Source organism: Bradyrhizobium sp. P3_C3, from assembly GCF_056402655.1.
In genome coordinates this window covers 15,780-28,711 of the sequence record NZ_JBFUGY010000066.1, presented here as the reverse complement: position 1 = coordinate 28,711, position 12,932 = coordinate 15,780, and the positions used below count along the sequence as shown (strand labels likewise).

15 protein-coding genes are annotated in these 12,932 nt (G+C 65.2%); 7 read left to right on the top strand and 8 right to left on the bottom strand.

Annotated elements, in window-relative coordinates; translation table 11 throughout:
* A partial coding sequence (locus AC1DW2_RS40175) for a DUF2147 domain-containing protein (RefSeq protein ID WP_477008811.1) occupies positions 1 to 474 on the top strand: 474 nt, incomplete at its 5' end.
* Between the two features lie 314 nt (positions 475 to 788).
* Positions 789 to 2,252, top strand: coding sequence for a FecR domain-containing protein (locus AC1DW2_RS40170; RefSeq protein WP_477008814.1), 1,464 nt, complete (start codon positions 789 to 791; stop codon positions 2,250 to 2,252).
* 303 nt (positions 2,253 to 2,555) lie between these two features.
* On the opposite strand, the gene AC1DW2_RS40165 is transcribed toward AC1DW2_RS40170, so the two are convergent.
* Both AC1DW2_RS40165 and asd read right to left on the bottom strand, forming a co-directional pair.
* Complete coding sequence (locus AC1DW2_RS40165) at positions 2,556 to 3,119, bottom strand: NUDIX hydrolase (RefSeq protein WP_477008810.1); 564 nt, start codon at positions 3,117 to 3,119, stop codon at positions 2,556 to 2,558.
* A 67-nt stretch (positions 3,120 to 3,186) separates the two neighbouring features.
* Positions 3,187 to 4,050 carry an archaetidylserine decarboxylase gene (gene asd, locus AC1DW2_RS40160; protein WP_039153070.1) on the bottom strand — a complete coding sequence of 288 codons (864 nt, stop codon included), beginning with the start codon at positions 4,048 to 4,050 and terminating at the stop codon, positions 3,187 to 3,189.
* 35 nt (positions 4,051 to 4,085) lie between these two features.
* On the opposite strand from asd, the gene AC1DW2_RS40155 reads away from it, so the two are divergent.
* Complete coding sequence (locus AC1DW2_RS40155) at positions 4,086 to 5,750, top strand: aminotransferase class III-fold pyridoxal phosphate-dependent enzyme (RefSeq protein WP_063981513.1); 1,665 nt, start codon at positions 4,086 to 4,088, stop codon at positions 5,748 to 5,750.
* Between the two features lie 376 nt (positions 5,751 to 6,126).
* Here the strand turns inward: AC1DW2_RS40155 and AC1DW2_RS40150 are convergent, their stop codons facing one another.
* The 3 genes from AC1DW2_RS40150 to AC1DW2_RS40140 form a co-directional block, all read right to left on the bottom strand.
* Positions 6,127 to 6,786 carry a hypothetical protein gene (locus AC1DW2_RS40150; protein WP_477008809.1) on the bottom strand — a complete coding sequence of 220 codons (660 nt, stop codon included), beginning with the start codon at positions 6,784 to 6,786 and terminating at the stop codon, positions 6,127 to 6,129.
* Between the two features lie 237 nt (positions 6,787 to 7,023).
* On the bottom strand, positions 7,024 to 7,713 hold the full coding sequence (locus AC1DW2_RS40145) for a class I SAM-dependent methyltransferase (protein ID WP_231143181.1): 690 nt from the start codon (positions 7,711 to 7,713) through the stop codon (positions 7,024 to 7,026).
* 35 nt (positions 7,714 to 7,748) lie between these two features.
* Complete coding sequence (locus tag AC1DW2_RS40140; RefSeq protein ID WP_477008808.1) at positions 7,749 to 8,801, bottom strand: glycosyltransferase family 4 protein; 1,053 nt, start codon at positions 8,799 to 8,801, stop codon at positions 7,749 to 7,751.
* A gap of 275 nt (positions 8,802 to 9,076) precedes the next feature.
* Here AC1DW2_RS40140 and AC1DW2_RS40135 point away from each other — a divergent pair, with 275 nt between their 5' ends.
* A complete protein-coding gene (locus tag AC1DW2_RS40135) occupies positions 9,077 to 9,784 on the top strand; it encodes a L,D-transpeptidase (RefSeq protein ID WP_014492922.1) in 708 nt (235 codons plus the stop codon).
* A gap of 110 nt (positions 9,785 to 9,894) precedes the next feature.
* The gene (locus tag AC1DW2_RS40130; protein WP_477008807.1) at positions 9,895 to 10,314 is read left to right on the top strand and encodes a c-type cytochrome; all 420 of its coding nucleotides are present in this window, start codon (positions 9,895 to 9,897) and stop codon (positions 10,312 to 10,314) included.
* A 13-nt stretch (positions 10,315 to 10,327) separates the two neighbouring features.
* Here the strand turns inward: AC1DW2_RS40130 and AC1DW2_RS40125 are convergent, their stop codons facing one another.
* Positions 10,328 to 10,723, bottom strand: a complete 396-nt coding sequence (locus AC1DW2_RS40125) for a nuclear transport factor 2 family protein (protein WP_166102041.1) — start codon at positions 10,721 to 10,723, stop codon at positions 10,328 to 10,330.
* 132 nt (positions 10,724 to 10,855) lie between these two features.
* On the opposite strand from AC1DW2_RS40125, the gene AC1DW2_RS40120 reads away from it, so the two are divergent.
* Both AC1DW2_RS40120 and AC1DW2_RS40115 read left to right on the top strand, forming a co-directional pair.
* Positions 10,856 to 11,341 carry an Lrp/AsnC family transcriptional regulator gene (locus tag AC1DW2_RS40120; RefSeq protein ID WP_477008806.1) on the top strand — a complete coding sequence of 162 codons (486 nt, stop codon included), beginning with the start codon at positions 10,856 to 10,858 and terminating at the stop codon, positions 11,339 to 11,341.
* Positions 11,342 to 11,576: 235 nt separating this feature from the next.
* A complete protein-coding gene (locus AC1DW2_RS40115; RefSeq protein ID WP_477008805.1) occupies positions 11,577 to 11,837 on the top strand; it encodes an N-acetyltransferase family protein in 261 nt (86 codons plus the stop codon).
* 13 nt (positions 11,838 to 11,850) lie between these two features.
* Here AC1DW2_RS40115 and AC1DW2_RS40110 read toward each other — a convergent pair whose 3' ends face one another.
* Positions 11,851 to 12,126, bottom strand: a complete 276-nt coding sequence (locus AC1DW2_RS40110) for a hypothetical protein (RefSeq protein ID WP_477008804.1) — start codon at positions 12,124 to 12,126, stop codon at positions 11,851 to 11,853.
* The gene (locus AC1DW2_RS40105) at positions 12,119 to 12,913 is read right to left on the bottom strand and encodes a DUF899 domain-containing protein (RefSeq protein ID WP_477008803.1); all 795 of its coding nucleotides are present in this window, start codon (positions 12,911 to 12,913) and stop codon (positions 12,119 to 12,121) included. The genes AC1DW2_RS40110 and AC1DW2_RS40105 overlap by 8 nt, the downstream gene beginning before the upstream one ends.
* Positions 12,914 to 12,932: the final 19 nt, after the last annotated feature.

Below are 12,932 nucleotides of genomic sequence, written 5' to 3'. Positions count from 1 at the left end.
GTGCAGGCGGCCGCGCCGGCCGCGCCTGCTGTCGCCGCCCCCGCGGCTCCCGCCACGACGGTTGCCGCCGCTCCGGCCGCCTACGACAACACCGCGCAGTCCGCGCCCGCCGCGGCTCCCGTTGCCGCGCCTGCACCGGTCGCGATTGCGCCCGCTCCGGCGCCGGTTGCCGCCGCGCCCGTGCAAGCCGCCAACACGCCGATCGGCGTCTGGGCGACCGAAGAGAACAAGGGCAATGTCCGCGTCGAACAGTGCGGCGCCAATCTCTGCGGTTACGCCATGAAGTCCAACGAGCGCATCCTGATCAACATGAAGCCCGACGGCGCGAAGTGGAGCGGCCGCATCCACGATCCCGACTCCGGCCGCAACTACGACTCCACGATCGCGATGAAGGGCCCGAATGCGATGCGCGTGCAGGGCTGTGCCTTCGGCGGCATGTTCTGCGGCGGCCAGACCTGGAAGCGCGTCAGCTGACACCGGAGGTGTCATCCTCGACAGGTGCACAATGATCGTCATGCCCGGGCTTGTCCCGCCTGCGCGGCCGAAGCCGCTTCGGCGAGGCGAAGGCCCGGGCATCCACATTCTCGGTAGCGCGCGTTAAGACGTGGATGGCCGGGACAGGCCCGGCCATGACGCTGTGGAGAGGGCCGAGCTCATTCGCTCGTATCGCAGGTCGTTTGAACGTTCGCCCCGTCCATGCGACAGATGTTCATCCGCCATTCAGCTAATCCCAGCTGATATCGGCCGATCTCGCCTCGCGTTCTCACCGGGACTTCCTCGTGACATCAATGGTGGCTTGGCGCCGCTTCGTCTTCGCGCTTCCGTTGCTGGCGTTGCCGCTGGCCGGCACGAGCGTGGCGCTCGCATCCGATGCAATCGAGCTTGCGCAGGCCCAGCCCCAGGCGCAGCCAACGCCCGCCCCCTCCCCGACGCCGTCGGCTTCACCTGCGCCCGCCACGGACGCGCAACCTGCCGCCGTCGAGCCGATCGGCAACGTCGCGACCGTGACGGGGATCGCGACCGTGGTCCGCGACAGGAACTCTTATCCGCTGCGCGTGCGCGACGACATCTATCTCAACGACGTCGTGCAGACCTCGTCGAACTCCTCGCTCGGCATCACCTTCAACGACGCCACCACGTTCAACCTCTCCGCCAGCGCCAAGATCACCATCGACAATTACGTCTATGAGGACGGCGGCAAGCAAAATTCGGCGATCTTCGACATTGGCAAGGGCACCGTTGCCTTCGTTGCGGCAGCCGTGGCGAAGACCGGCGACATGAAGATCGCAACGCCGACCGCAACGCTCGGCATTCGCGGCACCACCGGCGTCGTCGACGTTCCCGAAGGCGCGGCGGCCAGTGCTGCGAACAACGTCAACATCAAGCTCTATCCCGACGCCGACGGCCGGGTCGGCCACATCGAGGTCAACGACCGCACCAGCGGCACGCGACTCGGCGCGCTGACGCAGGCCGCAAGCGGTTTTGCGATCCGCCCGGGCGCCGGAGGCACAGGCGGCATGCGCTTTGCCGCCGTGCCGATCACGATCGCTCCGCAGCAGATCGCGCGCGACCGCGGCTTCGTCAGCCAGGTGCATCTGGCGCAGACCACGGGCCGGCAGATCGTCACCGAGCAGCGCGACTTCCGCCGCGCCAATCCGGCCGCGATCAGCCGCATTCCACGGCCGACCCAGCCACCGCAGCAGCAGCAATTGCGGCCGACGACAGCGCCCGGTCAGCAGCCGCAGCGCCCGAACGGCCAGCCCGGCCAGAACAACCGTCCGGGTCAGCAGCAGCCGGGCACGCCGGGCCGCCAGGGCGCGCAGCCGCCGCAGCGGCAAGGACAAGGCGGCGCCGTGCAGCCGGGCGCGCCGCGCGCGGGCCAGGGTCAGCAACAGCAGGGACAGCAACGACAGGGCCAGCAGCAACCAGGTCAGCAGCAAGGTGCGGGACAGCCGGCAGGTGCGCCGCGTACTGGACAAGGCACGCAGCCCGGCGGCGCGCTGCAGACGCAGCCGCAGCGAAACGGACAGACCCCGGCGCAGCCCGGCGGAGTCGTACCGTCGCAGCCGGGCACGGCGCCGCAGCCGCAAACGCCGCGCACCGGATTGCAGCCGGGCCAGCCGCCCGCGGCTCAGCAGCCAGGCGGCATCCAGCCCCAGGGCGGATTCCAGCAGCGCCTCCCCGCCGCGCAACGTCCCGCAGCACCGCGCAGACCGGCGCCCGCTCCGAAGGAGAAGAAAGAGCGGCGGTGAACGGTGCCTCCCCTCACCCTGAGGAGCTTGCGAAGCAAGCATCTCGAAGGGCGAGGCCACAGTCGGGCCGCATGGTTCGAGACGCGCGCGGTGCGCGCTCCTCACCATGAGGGCCGACGTCGAGTGCGCGGCCCTCTCCTCCGTCATTGCGAGCGCAGCGAAGCAATCCAGAATCTTTCCGCTGAGGGACTCTGGATTGCTTCGCTGCGCTCGCAATGACGACTTGGAGGGAACTATGGCTCCCGCAAACTTGCTAGCTCGCGGATGTTTCCAAACTCGCGAGCAGAGCAGCGTGAAGACAACTCACGCTTCGCCGCGCAGCCAGGCCTTCACCTTCTGCAACAGGCCATGACGCAGTTCGTCGACTGAGGCGGCTTCAGCTGGTGTCAGGGGTTGCAAAGCTACATCGATGTCGTCGGTTGCTGGCGCCGGCTCGGGCACCGGCGCAGGCTCAAGCCCGGCCGCCGCGAGCGCGATCGGACCGACCTGCACCAGGAACGCGCGCTCATATTCGCGCGACAGGCGCGCGAGCGCATCCTCCAGCGTCAGCCAGTCCACCGCCTTGATGTCGTTCATCAGCTTGCGAACCGGACCGCCCTCGGCCTCCATGCGCCAGAAATGCACGACCTTGGAGCGCCCTCCCGACTGGTAGACGAGCGTGCCGAGGAATTCGTGGATGGCCACATCGTGGCCGGTCTCTTCCAGCACCTCGCGGTGCGCGGCTTCCTTCGGCGTCTCGCCGTCGTCGAGCTTGCCCTTGGGCAAAACCCATTCGTTGCGCTTGCGCTGGCGCACCACCGCAACCAGCGGCGGCGCGCCACGCCGCAGCACAATACCACCCGCCGCCATCACCGGCGCCCGCGCCATCAAAAGATTCCGTGTCGATCCAATCGGCCCGCCGACGATATAGGCTGCCGACGCGGCGGATTGAAGGCTAGTTCTTCTTCAACAGCGCTTGACCTGCGCGAATACGGGTGCCCTCGCCGATGCCGTCGCAGAAGTTGAAATCGCCGGGCGCCAGAATGATGATGGTGGAGCCGTGCTCGAACCAGCCGAGCTCCTCGCCCTTGGTCACGTTGACGTCGCAGGGGAAATTGACCGGGCCGCGAGTCTGCGCGTTCAGCACCATGTCGAGGAAGTGCAGGCGGATGCTCGCGACCAGGATCGCGGCGACCGGCACCAGCGTCACGGCTTCGCCGGTCGACAAATGCGTGCGGATCACTGCGCGCTCGTTCTTGCAGAACAGGCGCTCGACCCGCTTCAGCGCGATCGGGTTGACGTTCCAGACGTCGCCATGGATCAGCGTGACGCGTTCGATATGCGCGTCAAAAGGTGCATGGAAGCGATGATACATGCTCGAGGTCAACCGCAGCGTGACGAAGGAGCCGTTGCGATGTTGATCCACGAGAGCGGAGTCGCCGAGCAGGTCGAGCAGCGAATAGGGCGCACCCTTGACCTGGAACAGCTCGGTGTCGGCGATCCGGCCATGGGCGCCAACGATGCCGTCCGAGGGGCTGGCGACAATGGAAGGGTCTGGATCAAAGGGCCGCAGCCCCGGCTTGAGCTCCCGGGTGAAGCAGTCGTGCAGGCTCTTGAAGTGGGTCTTGCGCGCCTCCGACAGATCGAGGTCGGAGAACAGCTTCCACAGCGCGATCGAAAAGTCCCTGACGAGCGGGTTCTCGATCTTGGAGAACCGGCCCATGAAGCGGGTCAGGGCCGCGCGGGGGATGCGGTTGGTCAACAGGAAGTTGAGGTCTTCCTGCTGGGTGAAAGAGGCGATGAGGGCTTTGACTGTCATGAATCTGTCAGCTCGCAGTATTAGCGCTTGTTGTCATGGAAACGACACTCCCGATTCTCTCATTTTCCGTGGCCGCCGCAGCGTCCGCTGCCGCCGCCTTCCCGAAGATCAAAGCGCGGATCGAACTGTCCCGCGCCAAGCACCGGTCGCTCGCCGGACACTCCAAGATGTCGCGCCGGGTGGCAAAGCTGCTCCCGTTCTACGAGTTCGAGGGCGACAAGTACTTCGGCTGCGACGGCGCGCCTGATAACGTGGTGCAGCAGCGCAAGGACGCCTTCTTCCGCCTCGCCAGCCTTTACGCCGAGCGCTACCCCAAGGGCCGCGCGATGACGAAGGAAGCGGCGGAAAAGATCTCCGACCTGCACTTCACCGAAACCTACCGCGTGCCGTTCCAGTTCTCGCGCCTCGTCCGCGAGCATCTGGGCACCTCGACCTTCATGGAATCGTCCAGCGGCGTCACCGTCACGGATGTCGACGGCAACACCTCTTACGACCTCACCGGGTCCTACGGCGTCAACATCTTCGGCAACGACTTCTACAAGGAGTGCATCGAGGGCTCGGAGAAGCGCGCGCATGCACTGGGCCCCGTGCTCGGCCCCTACCATCCCGTCATCCTCGAGAATGTGCAGCGGCTCTGCCAGATCTCGGGCCTCGACGAAGTCTCGTTCCACATGTCCGGCACCGAGGCCGTCATGCAGGCGGTGCGGCTTGCGCGCTACCACACCAAGCGGACGCATCTCGTTCGTTTCGCCGGCGCCTATCACGGCTGGTGGGGCGACGTGCAGCCCGGCGTCGGCAATCCGATTCCCGCGCACGAGACCTACACCCTCGCCGAGATGTCCGAGAAGACATTGCACGTGCTGCGCACGCGCAAGGACATCGCCTGCGTGCTGGTCAATCCGTTGCAGGGCCTGCATCCGAACGGCAACGCGCCCGGCGATTCCTCGCTGGTCGATTCCTCCCGCGGCGGCAACTTTGACCGCGCGGCGTATACCGAGTGGCTGAAGAAGCTGCGCGAAGTCTGCACCGAGCGCGGCATCGCGCTGATCTTCGACGAGGTCTTCGTCGGCTTCCGTCTCGCCGCCGGCGGCGCCCAGGAGTACTTTGGCGTCAAGGCCGACATGGTGACCTACGGCAAGAGCCTTGCCGGCGGCCTGCCGGTCGGCGTCGTCTGCGGCAAGAAGGAATTGATGCGCCGCTTCCGCGACGATCGTCCCGCCGACATCTGCTTCGCCCGCGGCACCTTCAACTCGCATCCCTACGTCATGACGGCGATGGACGAGTTCTTGAGCCGGCTCGCCAGCCCGAACTTCCGCGCCATCTATGACGGACTGGACGCCACATGGAACGGCCGTGCGCAAAAGCTCAACCAGATGATGACCGATGCCGACCTGCCGGTGCGGTTCGCCAACTTCTCGTCGATCTGGACGGTGAAGTACACCACCCCGTCCCGCTACAACTGGATGCTGCAATATTACCTGCGCGCCGAAGGCCTGTCGCTGAGCTGGGTCGGCACCGGACGGCTGATCTTCAGCCTGAACTACACCGACGCCGATTTCACCGAGGTCGCCGAGCGCTTCGTCCGCGCGGCCGAGAAGATGAAGGCCGACGGCTTCTGGTGGCACGACGGCGTGCTCACCAACAAGAATATCAAGCGGCAGATTTTGAAAGAGATGCTGGCCAAGCGTTTCGGGCGCTGAGGCTCTTCCACCCTTCGCCACGAACACCGCCTGCCCTTCTCCCTCGCCCCGCCCTTGTCCGCCGAAGCCTTGGCGAAGGCGGATGCGGGGCCGCGACGAGCTACGCTCGCGCTGAGAGGGTCGGGGTGAGGGGGACTCTCCGCGCGCGCGGTGAGCGTTGGCGAACGATCGGCTGGCAGCACCCCCGCGGAAAGCCCCCCTCACCCGGCTTTGCGCTACGCGCAAATCCGACCTCTCCCCGCAAGCGGGGCGAGGTGACGAGAGCGCTGGGCTCCACTGAGTCACTTTAGAGGTATCCCCAAGACGTGGATGCCCGGCACGAGGCCGGGCATGACGCAACCATCAGACATCGGAGTGTTGTGTGAGAACAGCGCGCTCAGGCGTGCTGCTCTTCGAGCGTGGGCTCGGAGATCAAGCCCAGCGTGTGCTCGGGGTTGAGGTGCAGGCCGGGATCCATCAGCTCGCCGCGCATCAAAGCGAGCGGCGCGCTACGATAGAGCATCAGGTCGTGGAAGGGATCGGTCAGGATCTTGGTCATCCAGACCAGGCCGGTCTCGACGTCGCGGATGAAGAACAGGTGCACGGTGCGGAACAACAGACCGCCGCCGCCGATCACCAGCCAGATCTTGGCGACCTGCCGCATGAAATCGGTCGCGCTCGCCCAGGGCGTGAACAGGCCGAACAGCGTCGGATCGACAACCAGCACCAGCGGCGACAGCGCCCAGATCGCCATCAGCACCACTTTGCGCTGAAGGTTGTAGCCGACCTTGATGTCTTCCTTGTACTCGTGCGTCGCCTGGTTGATGTGGTCGTAATCGTGCGGCTCGAAGAAGAAGTGACCGGCCTGGCGCGAGGTCATCGAGACCAGCCAGCCGACCAGCGCCGAGATCATGGGATCGACGAACAGCCAGACATAGGCGAGGAGAAAGCTCAGCGCGCTGACGAAGTGCAGACTCTGGTTGATGCGGCTGTGGTGATAGTAGCGATGGTCGTCCCAGCGCTGGATCCGCAGCTGCTCGAGATAATTCTTGATCATGCTCTCCCCCAAAATGCTTTCGGGTTCTGGATTTACAGGGATTCGATGTAGGCCGTGTGACATCATCATTTTGTCATGTGACGATGTGCAGCGGCGCGATGACGCACGGGTTACTCTCTCCCCCCACCCTGAGAAGCGCGGAATACGCGTCTCGAAAGATGAAGGCCGAGCTGCATCAGCCGGGCCTCCATGGTTCGAGACGGCGCTTGCGCGCCTCCTCACCATGAGGAGTGACGGTCAGGCTGCCTTGGCGACGTCGACCTTGCGGAAGCGCACCAGCGAGAAATGGCCGAGCGGCGGAATCAGGCGGCGCTCGGCGAGCTCGATGCCCTTGGCACCGGCGAGCCACTTCGCATAACGCGACCAGGCGAACTCGGCGGTGCGGAAGCCGAGCGGACGAACCACCGGCTGGAGCTTCTGCTCGATGAAGCGGCGCATGCCGGTATCGGCGCTGACGCGGGTGAGGATGATCAGCTCGCCGCCCGGGCGCAGCACGCGAGCGAATTCGTCGAGCGCCACTTCCGGGTTCGGCACGGCGGTGACGACATATTGCGCCATCACGACGTCGAAGGAATTGTCGGGGAATTCGAGCTTCTCGGCGTCCATCACCGCGAGGCCCTCGACATTCTTCAGATTGCCCTCGGTGACGCGCTGGCGCGCCTTGTCGAGCATCGCTTCCGAAATGTCGGTGCCGAAGATGCGCAGATGCGGCGCGTAGAGCGGCAGCGAGATGCCGGTGCCGACGCCGACCTCGAGCACACGGCCCCCGATCTTGTTGGTGGCCGCGATCGCGGCCTGCCGGCCCTTGGCGAACACGCCGCCGAACACGAGATCGTAGACGGGCGCCCAGCGGTCATAGGCCTGCTCAACCGTGCCACGGGTGAGGTCGAGCTGCTGGGTGCCGTCAAGGTTCATGATCTTAGCCATCGATGAGGTTCTCGCTGTGGGTCAAACGTTGCAGATCAGCCGCGCACCGGCCGCCGCGCCATGACCGGCGAGGCGCGCAGGATGCGGCTGGGCTGAAGTGAGGTGAGATTTCCGACGAACTGACGCGCGCTGTTTTCCCAGGAGCGCTCCAGCGCGAAGTTGCGGCAGGTCTCGCGCGACATGGTGAGTGCGCGCAGGCACGCGGTACGCAGATCATGGTCGATCGCGCCGATCGGATGATCGGCGATGACGTCCTTCGGTCCCGTCACCGGAAACGCCGCCACCGGCGTGCCGCAGGCGAGCGCCTCGAGTTGCACCACGCCGAACGTGTCGGTCAGGCTCGGGAAGACGAAGACATCGGCGGCGGCGAGATGCGCGGTCAAATCCGCGCCCTTCTTCTCGCCGAGGAAGACGGCATCCGGATATTTCTTTTCGAGCGCCGCCTTCTGCGGGCCGTCGCCGACGACGACCTTGGTGCCGGGCAGGTCGAGCGAGAGGAACGCTTCGAGATTCTTCTCCACGGCGACGCGGCCCATGGTCATGAAGATCGGACCCGGCAGGTCGAGCTTGGCCGGAGCGTCGGGATGAAACAGCTCGGTGTTGACGCCGCGCGTCCAGAAGCCGAGCCGCTTGAAGCCGCGCTCGGAGAGCTCCTGCCGCAGCGAAGGCGTCGCCACCATGGTCATCGCGGCGGCATCGTGGAAGTGGCGCAGCACGGCATAGCCGACGGCATCAGGGATACCGGTCCGCACCGAGACGTATTCAGGAAAGCGCGTTGTGTAGGAGGTGGTGAAGGCAAGGCGGTTGCGGCGGCAATAGGCGCGCGCGGCCCAGCCGATCGGCCCCTCGGTCGCGATGTGCAAGGCTTCCGGCGCCGCCTTCTCGATCCGCCGCGCGATCTCCTTACCGCTCGGCAGCGCGATGCGCAGGCCCGGATAGGTCGGCAGCGGCCAGGACCGAAAACCGTCCGGGGTGAGGAAGTCGATCTCGACGTCGAGCGCCTTGGCCGCGCTCGCCAGCGAGGTCAGCGTCCGGACCACACCGTTAACCTGCGGATGCCAGGCGTCAGTCGCGATTAATACCCGCATGGGGAAATCCCGAGAGTTTGATGATTCTCGGCTTAGGACCATCAACCACGGATATTTCAGGCGTGTGACGTCACAGAAGTGTCGGCCCGCTGTTTTGTTGGTTAACGGGTCCGCGCCGCCACGAAACCGTCATGAAACAAATCCTTTCCGCCATGAAACCGTTTTCGGTTTTCCGCGCAAAGCTCCCGAAACGTTTTGTCGTTAGTGAATTGGGCAACGGAGCACCGAAACGGTGCCGCGGTGGTCACGAAACACCGATCAAACAGGGGCGATCAATGATCAATCTGGACACGTTCAAGACGTATTCGCGCGCCGTTGCGCTCAGCGCCGTGGCGATCTCCGCAATCGCATTTGCCGGTCCGGCCAAGGCTGCGCCCGTGCAACTCTTCCCCTTCTTCCAGCCGCTGCCGCCGATGGCCGCGCCGCAGCCTTACCAGCCCTATCAGGCGACGCCTTACCAGGCAGCGCCGTCCCAGGATCAGGATGCGGTCGAGATGCCGGCCCGCTTCCGCCGCCAGACGGTTTCCTATGCGACGCGTGAGGCGCCGGGCACCATCATCATCGATACGCCCAACACCTATCTGTATTACGTGCTCGGCAACGGCCAAGCCGTTCGCTACGGCATCGGCGTCGGCCGCGACGGCTTCACCTGGTCCGGCGTGCAGTCGGTGACCAAGAAGGCCGAGTGGCCGGATTGGACCCCGCCGCCGGAAATGATCGCCCGCCAGCCCTATCTGCCGCGCCACATGGCCGGCGGCCCCGGCAACCCGCTCGGCGCGCGCGCCATGTATCTCGGCGGCACCATCTACCGCATCCACGGCACCAACGCCCCCGACACGATCGGCAAGCACGTCTCGTCCGGCTGCATCCGCCTGACCAACGACGACGTCACCGACCTCTACTCCCGCGTCAACGTCGGCACCAAGGTGATCGTGCTGCCGATGACGGAACGCCGCGCCGACCTCGGCGCCGCGACGCGCTAACGCGACAGGACATTGTGACGCAAATGGCCCCGGAACCCACCGGGGCCGTTTTCGTTTGCATCATGCTCTCCGGGCGGCCTCGCCTGGAGAAGCACTGTTCGGAGGCGCGGATGCGATCACGCCGGCAAATGTCGCCAGGTCCATGGCTGCGCTCGATCGCTGGTGCCGGCGCATTGATGCTGCTCCTGTCTGCGCCCTCTTCGCTCGCCCAGCAGCCGGCGAACGACGAGGCGGCTCAGCAGGCTTTCAACAATTCCTGTCGCACCTGCCACTCGGTGAAGGATGGCGACAATCGCCTCGGTCCCAATCTCAACAAGATCGTGGGACGCAAGGCCGGCTCGCTACCGAACTACAACTACTCTCCGTCGATGAAGGACGCCGGCTTCGTCTGGGATCAGGACAAGCTGACTCGCTTCATGGTCAAGCCGGATGAGGTCGTGTCCGGCAACAAGATGCAGCCATATGGCGGTGTCTCCGCGGAGGACGCGGCCAAGGTGGTTGCGTATCTGCAGGCGGCAGGCGGGCAATAAGATTGCGGAGGCGCTACGTGCCGGTCGGCTCATACCGTCGCTCCACGTGGAACGATTTCGCGGTAATGAGCCAAGTGCCCTCGATGCAGTGATACGCCAGATAATCAACGTACTGGTGCACATCGATCCGAACGCGAACCTTCACCAGTGCCTGCGCTGACGACGCCAGATCGATCAGCAATATCTCCTGAAGGCGCGGGGCATTCTTGGATTTGGGCGACGGGGTCGAAGCCAGCATCGCTCTGTAGTCACCAACGGGCAGGATCCGCAATTCGGCGTCGCGAAATCCGTGGAGTTGCGCAGTCGGCGCAAAGACGCGGTCGAACTGCGAAACATCGCTGTCGTACATCAGCGTGAAGTAACGTTCGACAGCCTCCAGCAGAGGCGCAAGGTTCGGGCTCTCGGTCATGGCTCACTCCATCAGCAGCAAAGTCGGAGCAATCCATCCCACGGAAAGCCAAGGCATGTCCTTGCGAACTGGGCTAGTCTCGGCGGCTCGGGCGCAATATTGCGCCCTTCTCGATCCCACAGGATGCGGTTCATGCCAAAATGCGAGCTGGATGCGATCGACCGGCGCATCGTCACCGAACTCCAGGCCAATGCACGACTGAGCAACATCGAACTGGCGGACAGGGTCGGATTGTCGCCATCGCCCTGCCTGCGATGGGTGCGGCGGCTCGAGCGGGACGGCTATATCGACGGCTACCGCGCCTCGTTGCGGCGTGGCCGCCTCGGGCTCGGCTTCTCGGCCTTTCTCGGCGTCAAGATCAACGGCCATGCCAACGACCAAGCGCTGGGCTTCGAGAGGATGGTCGTCGCCATGCCCGAGGTCGTTGCCTGTCACCTCGTCTCCGGGGAAGCCGACTATCTCCTCGAAATCGTCGTGCCCGAGCTCGAGGACTACCAGCGCTTCCTCGTCGACAAGCTGCTCAACCTGCCCATCGTGCGGGAGGTTCGCAGCAGCATTGCGATCCAGACACTCAAGGCCGGCGCGCCGCTGCCACTGGCACACCTGGCCTCGCCATGATCCGATTGCTCACGCCCGCCGACGCTGTGCTCTACCGTCTCGTCAGGCTGGAAGCGCTCGCGACCAATCCCGAAGCGTTCACCAGCTCATTCGAACGCGAGCAAGAAAAAACCCTTGCCTGGTTCGAGGAACGCCTCACGGCATCGGATGTTTTCGGCGCGTTCATCGGGGGCGAGCTTGTGGGTTCCGCCGGGAAGACGGCGCGAAGACTGCGCACAAGGGCGTGCTCTGGGGCATGTATGTGCGGCCACAGGCGCGGAAGTCCGGCACGGGGCGACTCCTTGTCGATGCCGTTGCGGCGCACGCTGCAAAGCGCGTCGAGCAGCTTCATCTCGTCGTCGTCAGCGAGAACCAGGCCGCGTTGCGGCTCTACGCGGCCGCGGGATTTGTCGAATACGGTCGCGGGGTGAAGGCGCTGAAATACGACGGCCGTTACTATGACGAGATCCTGATGGCCTTGTTCTTCGACGATAGCGATGCGACGCGGCCACGGTGATGCGGCGGCCGTCTTAACGGCCGACCGCCCGCCGCCGCTCCGCGATCAGCCTCAGCCATGCCGCTGAATGAAACGCGCTCATCAGCAGATACATCGGCACCATCCCACTCAGCACGGAGCCGTACCCGGCGGCACACAGCATGTCCGCCGGGCCGCCGAGCACGGCCGTCAACACGGCCATGATCGCGAAGGTCGGCGTTGCCGCCAGAGCCAGCCATCTGGCGAGGTGGCGTGCGGCCACCACGCCATCGCGGCTCGCGCCGGTGGCCACGTTGGCGGGACTAGTCACGGCCTTCCGCGGCCTCCTCGCGAAAAGCCTTCTCGCCGGCCGTCGAGATCTCCACCCATTTCTTGTCGGGCGCAGCGCCTTCCGCGTAGCTGTCGTGCCAGTTCCACCATTTGTAGGTTGGCGTCTGCGGATAGCCCTTTGGCGAGTCCTCCCAGACCTCCTGCCGGCCGAGCGGGGTGATGTCGAGATAGTTCCAGGTGCCGCCCATCTGCTCGTCGCCGCGACTCTTGATGAAGTAGGTGCGGAAGATGCGGTCGCCGTCGCGGTAGAACACGTTGGTGCCGTGCCATTCGTCGACGCCGAAATCGGCGTCGAAACTGTCGGTGACGGTGACCCAGGGTATGGTCCAGCCCATCCGCTGCTTCAGCCTGAGGATGTCGGCCTGCGGCGCGCGCGAGGCGAACACGAGCGTGGTGTCGCGGGCGTTCAGGTGCGAGACATGGGCGACCTGGTCGGCCACCATGGAGCAGCCCCGGCAGGCATGATCGGGCCAGCCGAACACGCCCGGCTCGAAGAAGGCCCGGTAGACGATCAGTTGCCGCCGGCCCTGGAACAGATCCACCAGACTGATCTTGCCGCCGGGCCCCTCGAACGCATAGGTTTTGGTGACGTCCATCCACGGCATGCGCCGGCGCTCGGCGGCGAGGGCGTCGCGGGCACGGGTATGCGCCTTTTCGTTCACGAGCAGTTGCTGACGGGCGGCCTCCCAGTCCTGCGGCGACACCACCGGCGGTGTTTGCATGGCGGCCTGTCCGTTAGTCCCTGCGTTGTCTGCTGATGTCATCATGGCTCTCCATTCCTCTTGT

What these genes read in the sequence shown, in the direction of transcription:
- AC1DW2_RS40170 (WP_477008814.1), top strand. Translation starts at nt 789, where the DNA reads ATGGTGGCTTGGCGCCGCTTCGTCTTCGCGCTTCCGTTGCTGGCGTTG.
- AC1DW2_RS40165 (WP_477008810.1), bottom strand. Translation starts at nt 3,119, where the DNA reads ATGGCGCGGGCGCCGGTGATGGCGGCGGGTGGTATTGTGCTGCGGCGT.
- asd (WP_039153070.1), bottom strand. Translation starts at nt 4,050, where the DNA reads ATGACAGTCAAAGCCCTCATCGCCTCTTTCACCCAGCAGGAAGACCTC.
- AC1DW2_RS40155 (WP_063981513.1), top strand. Translation starts at nt 4,086, where the DNA reads ATGGAAACGACACTCCCGATTCTCTCATTTTCCGTGGCCGCCGCAGCG.
- AC1DW2_RS40150 (WP_477008809.1), bottom strand. Translation starts at nt 6,786, where the DNA reads ATGATCAAGAATTATCTCGAGCAGCTGCGGATCCAGCGCTGGGACGAC.
- AC1DW2_RS40145 (WP_231143181.1), bottom strand. Translation starts at nt 7,713, where the DNA reads ATGGCTAAGATCATGAACCTTGACGGCACCCAGCAGCTCGACCTCACC.
- AC1DW2_RS40140 (WP_477008808.1), bottom strand. Translation starts at nt 8,801, where the DNA reads ATGCGGGTATTAATCGCGACTGACGCCTGGCATCCGCAGGTTAACGGT.
- AC1DW2_RS40135 (WP_014492922.1), top strand. Translation starts at nt 9,077, where the DNA reads ATGATCAATCTGGACACGTTCAAGACGTATTCGCGCGCCGTTGCGCTC.
- AC1DW2_RS40130 (WP_477008807.1), top strand. Translation starts at nt 9,895, where the DNA reads ATGCGATCACGCCGGCAAATGTCGCCAGGTCCATGGCTGCGCTCGATC.
- AC1DW2_RS40125 (WP_166102041.1), bottom strand. Translation starts at nt 10,723, where the DNA reads ATGACCGAGAGCCCGAACCTTGCGCCTCTGCTGGAGGCTGTCGAACGT.
- AC1DW2_RS40120 (WP_477008806.1), top strand. Translation starts at nt 10,856, where the DNA reads ATGCCAAAATGCGAGCTGGATGCGATCGACCGGCGCATCGTCACCGAA.
- AC1DW2_RS40115 (WP_477008805.1), top strand. Translation starts at nt 11,577, where the DNA reads ATGTATGTGCGGCCACAGGCGCGGAAGTCCGGCACGGGGCGACTCCTT.
- AC1DW2_RS40105 (WP_477008803.1), bottom strand. Translation starts at nt 12,913, where the DNA reads ATGATGACATCAGCAGACAACGCAGGGACTAACGGACAGGCCGCCATG.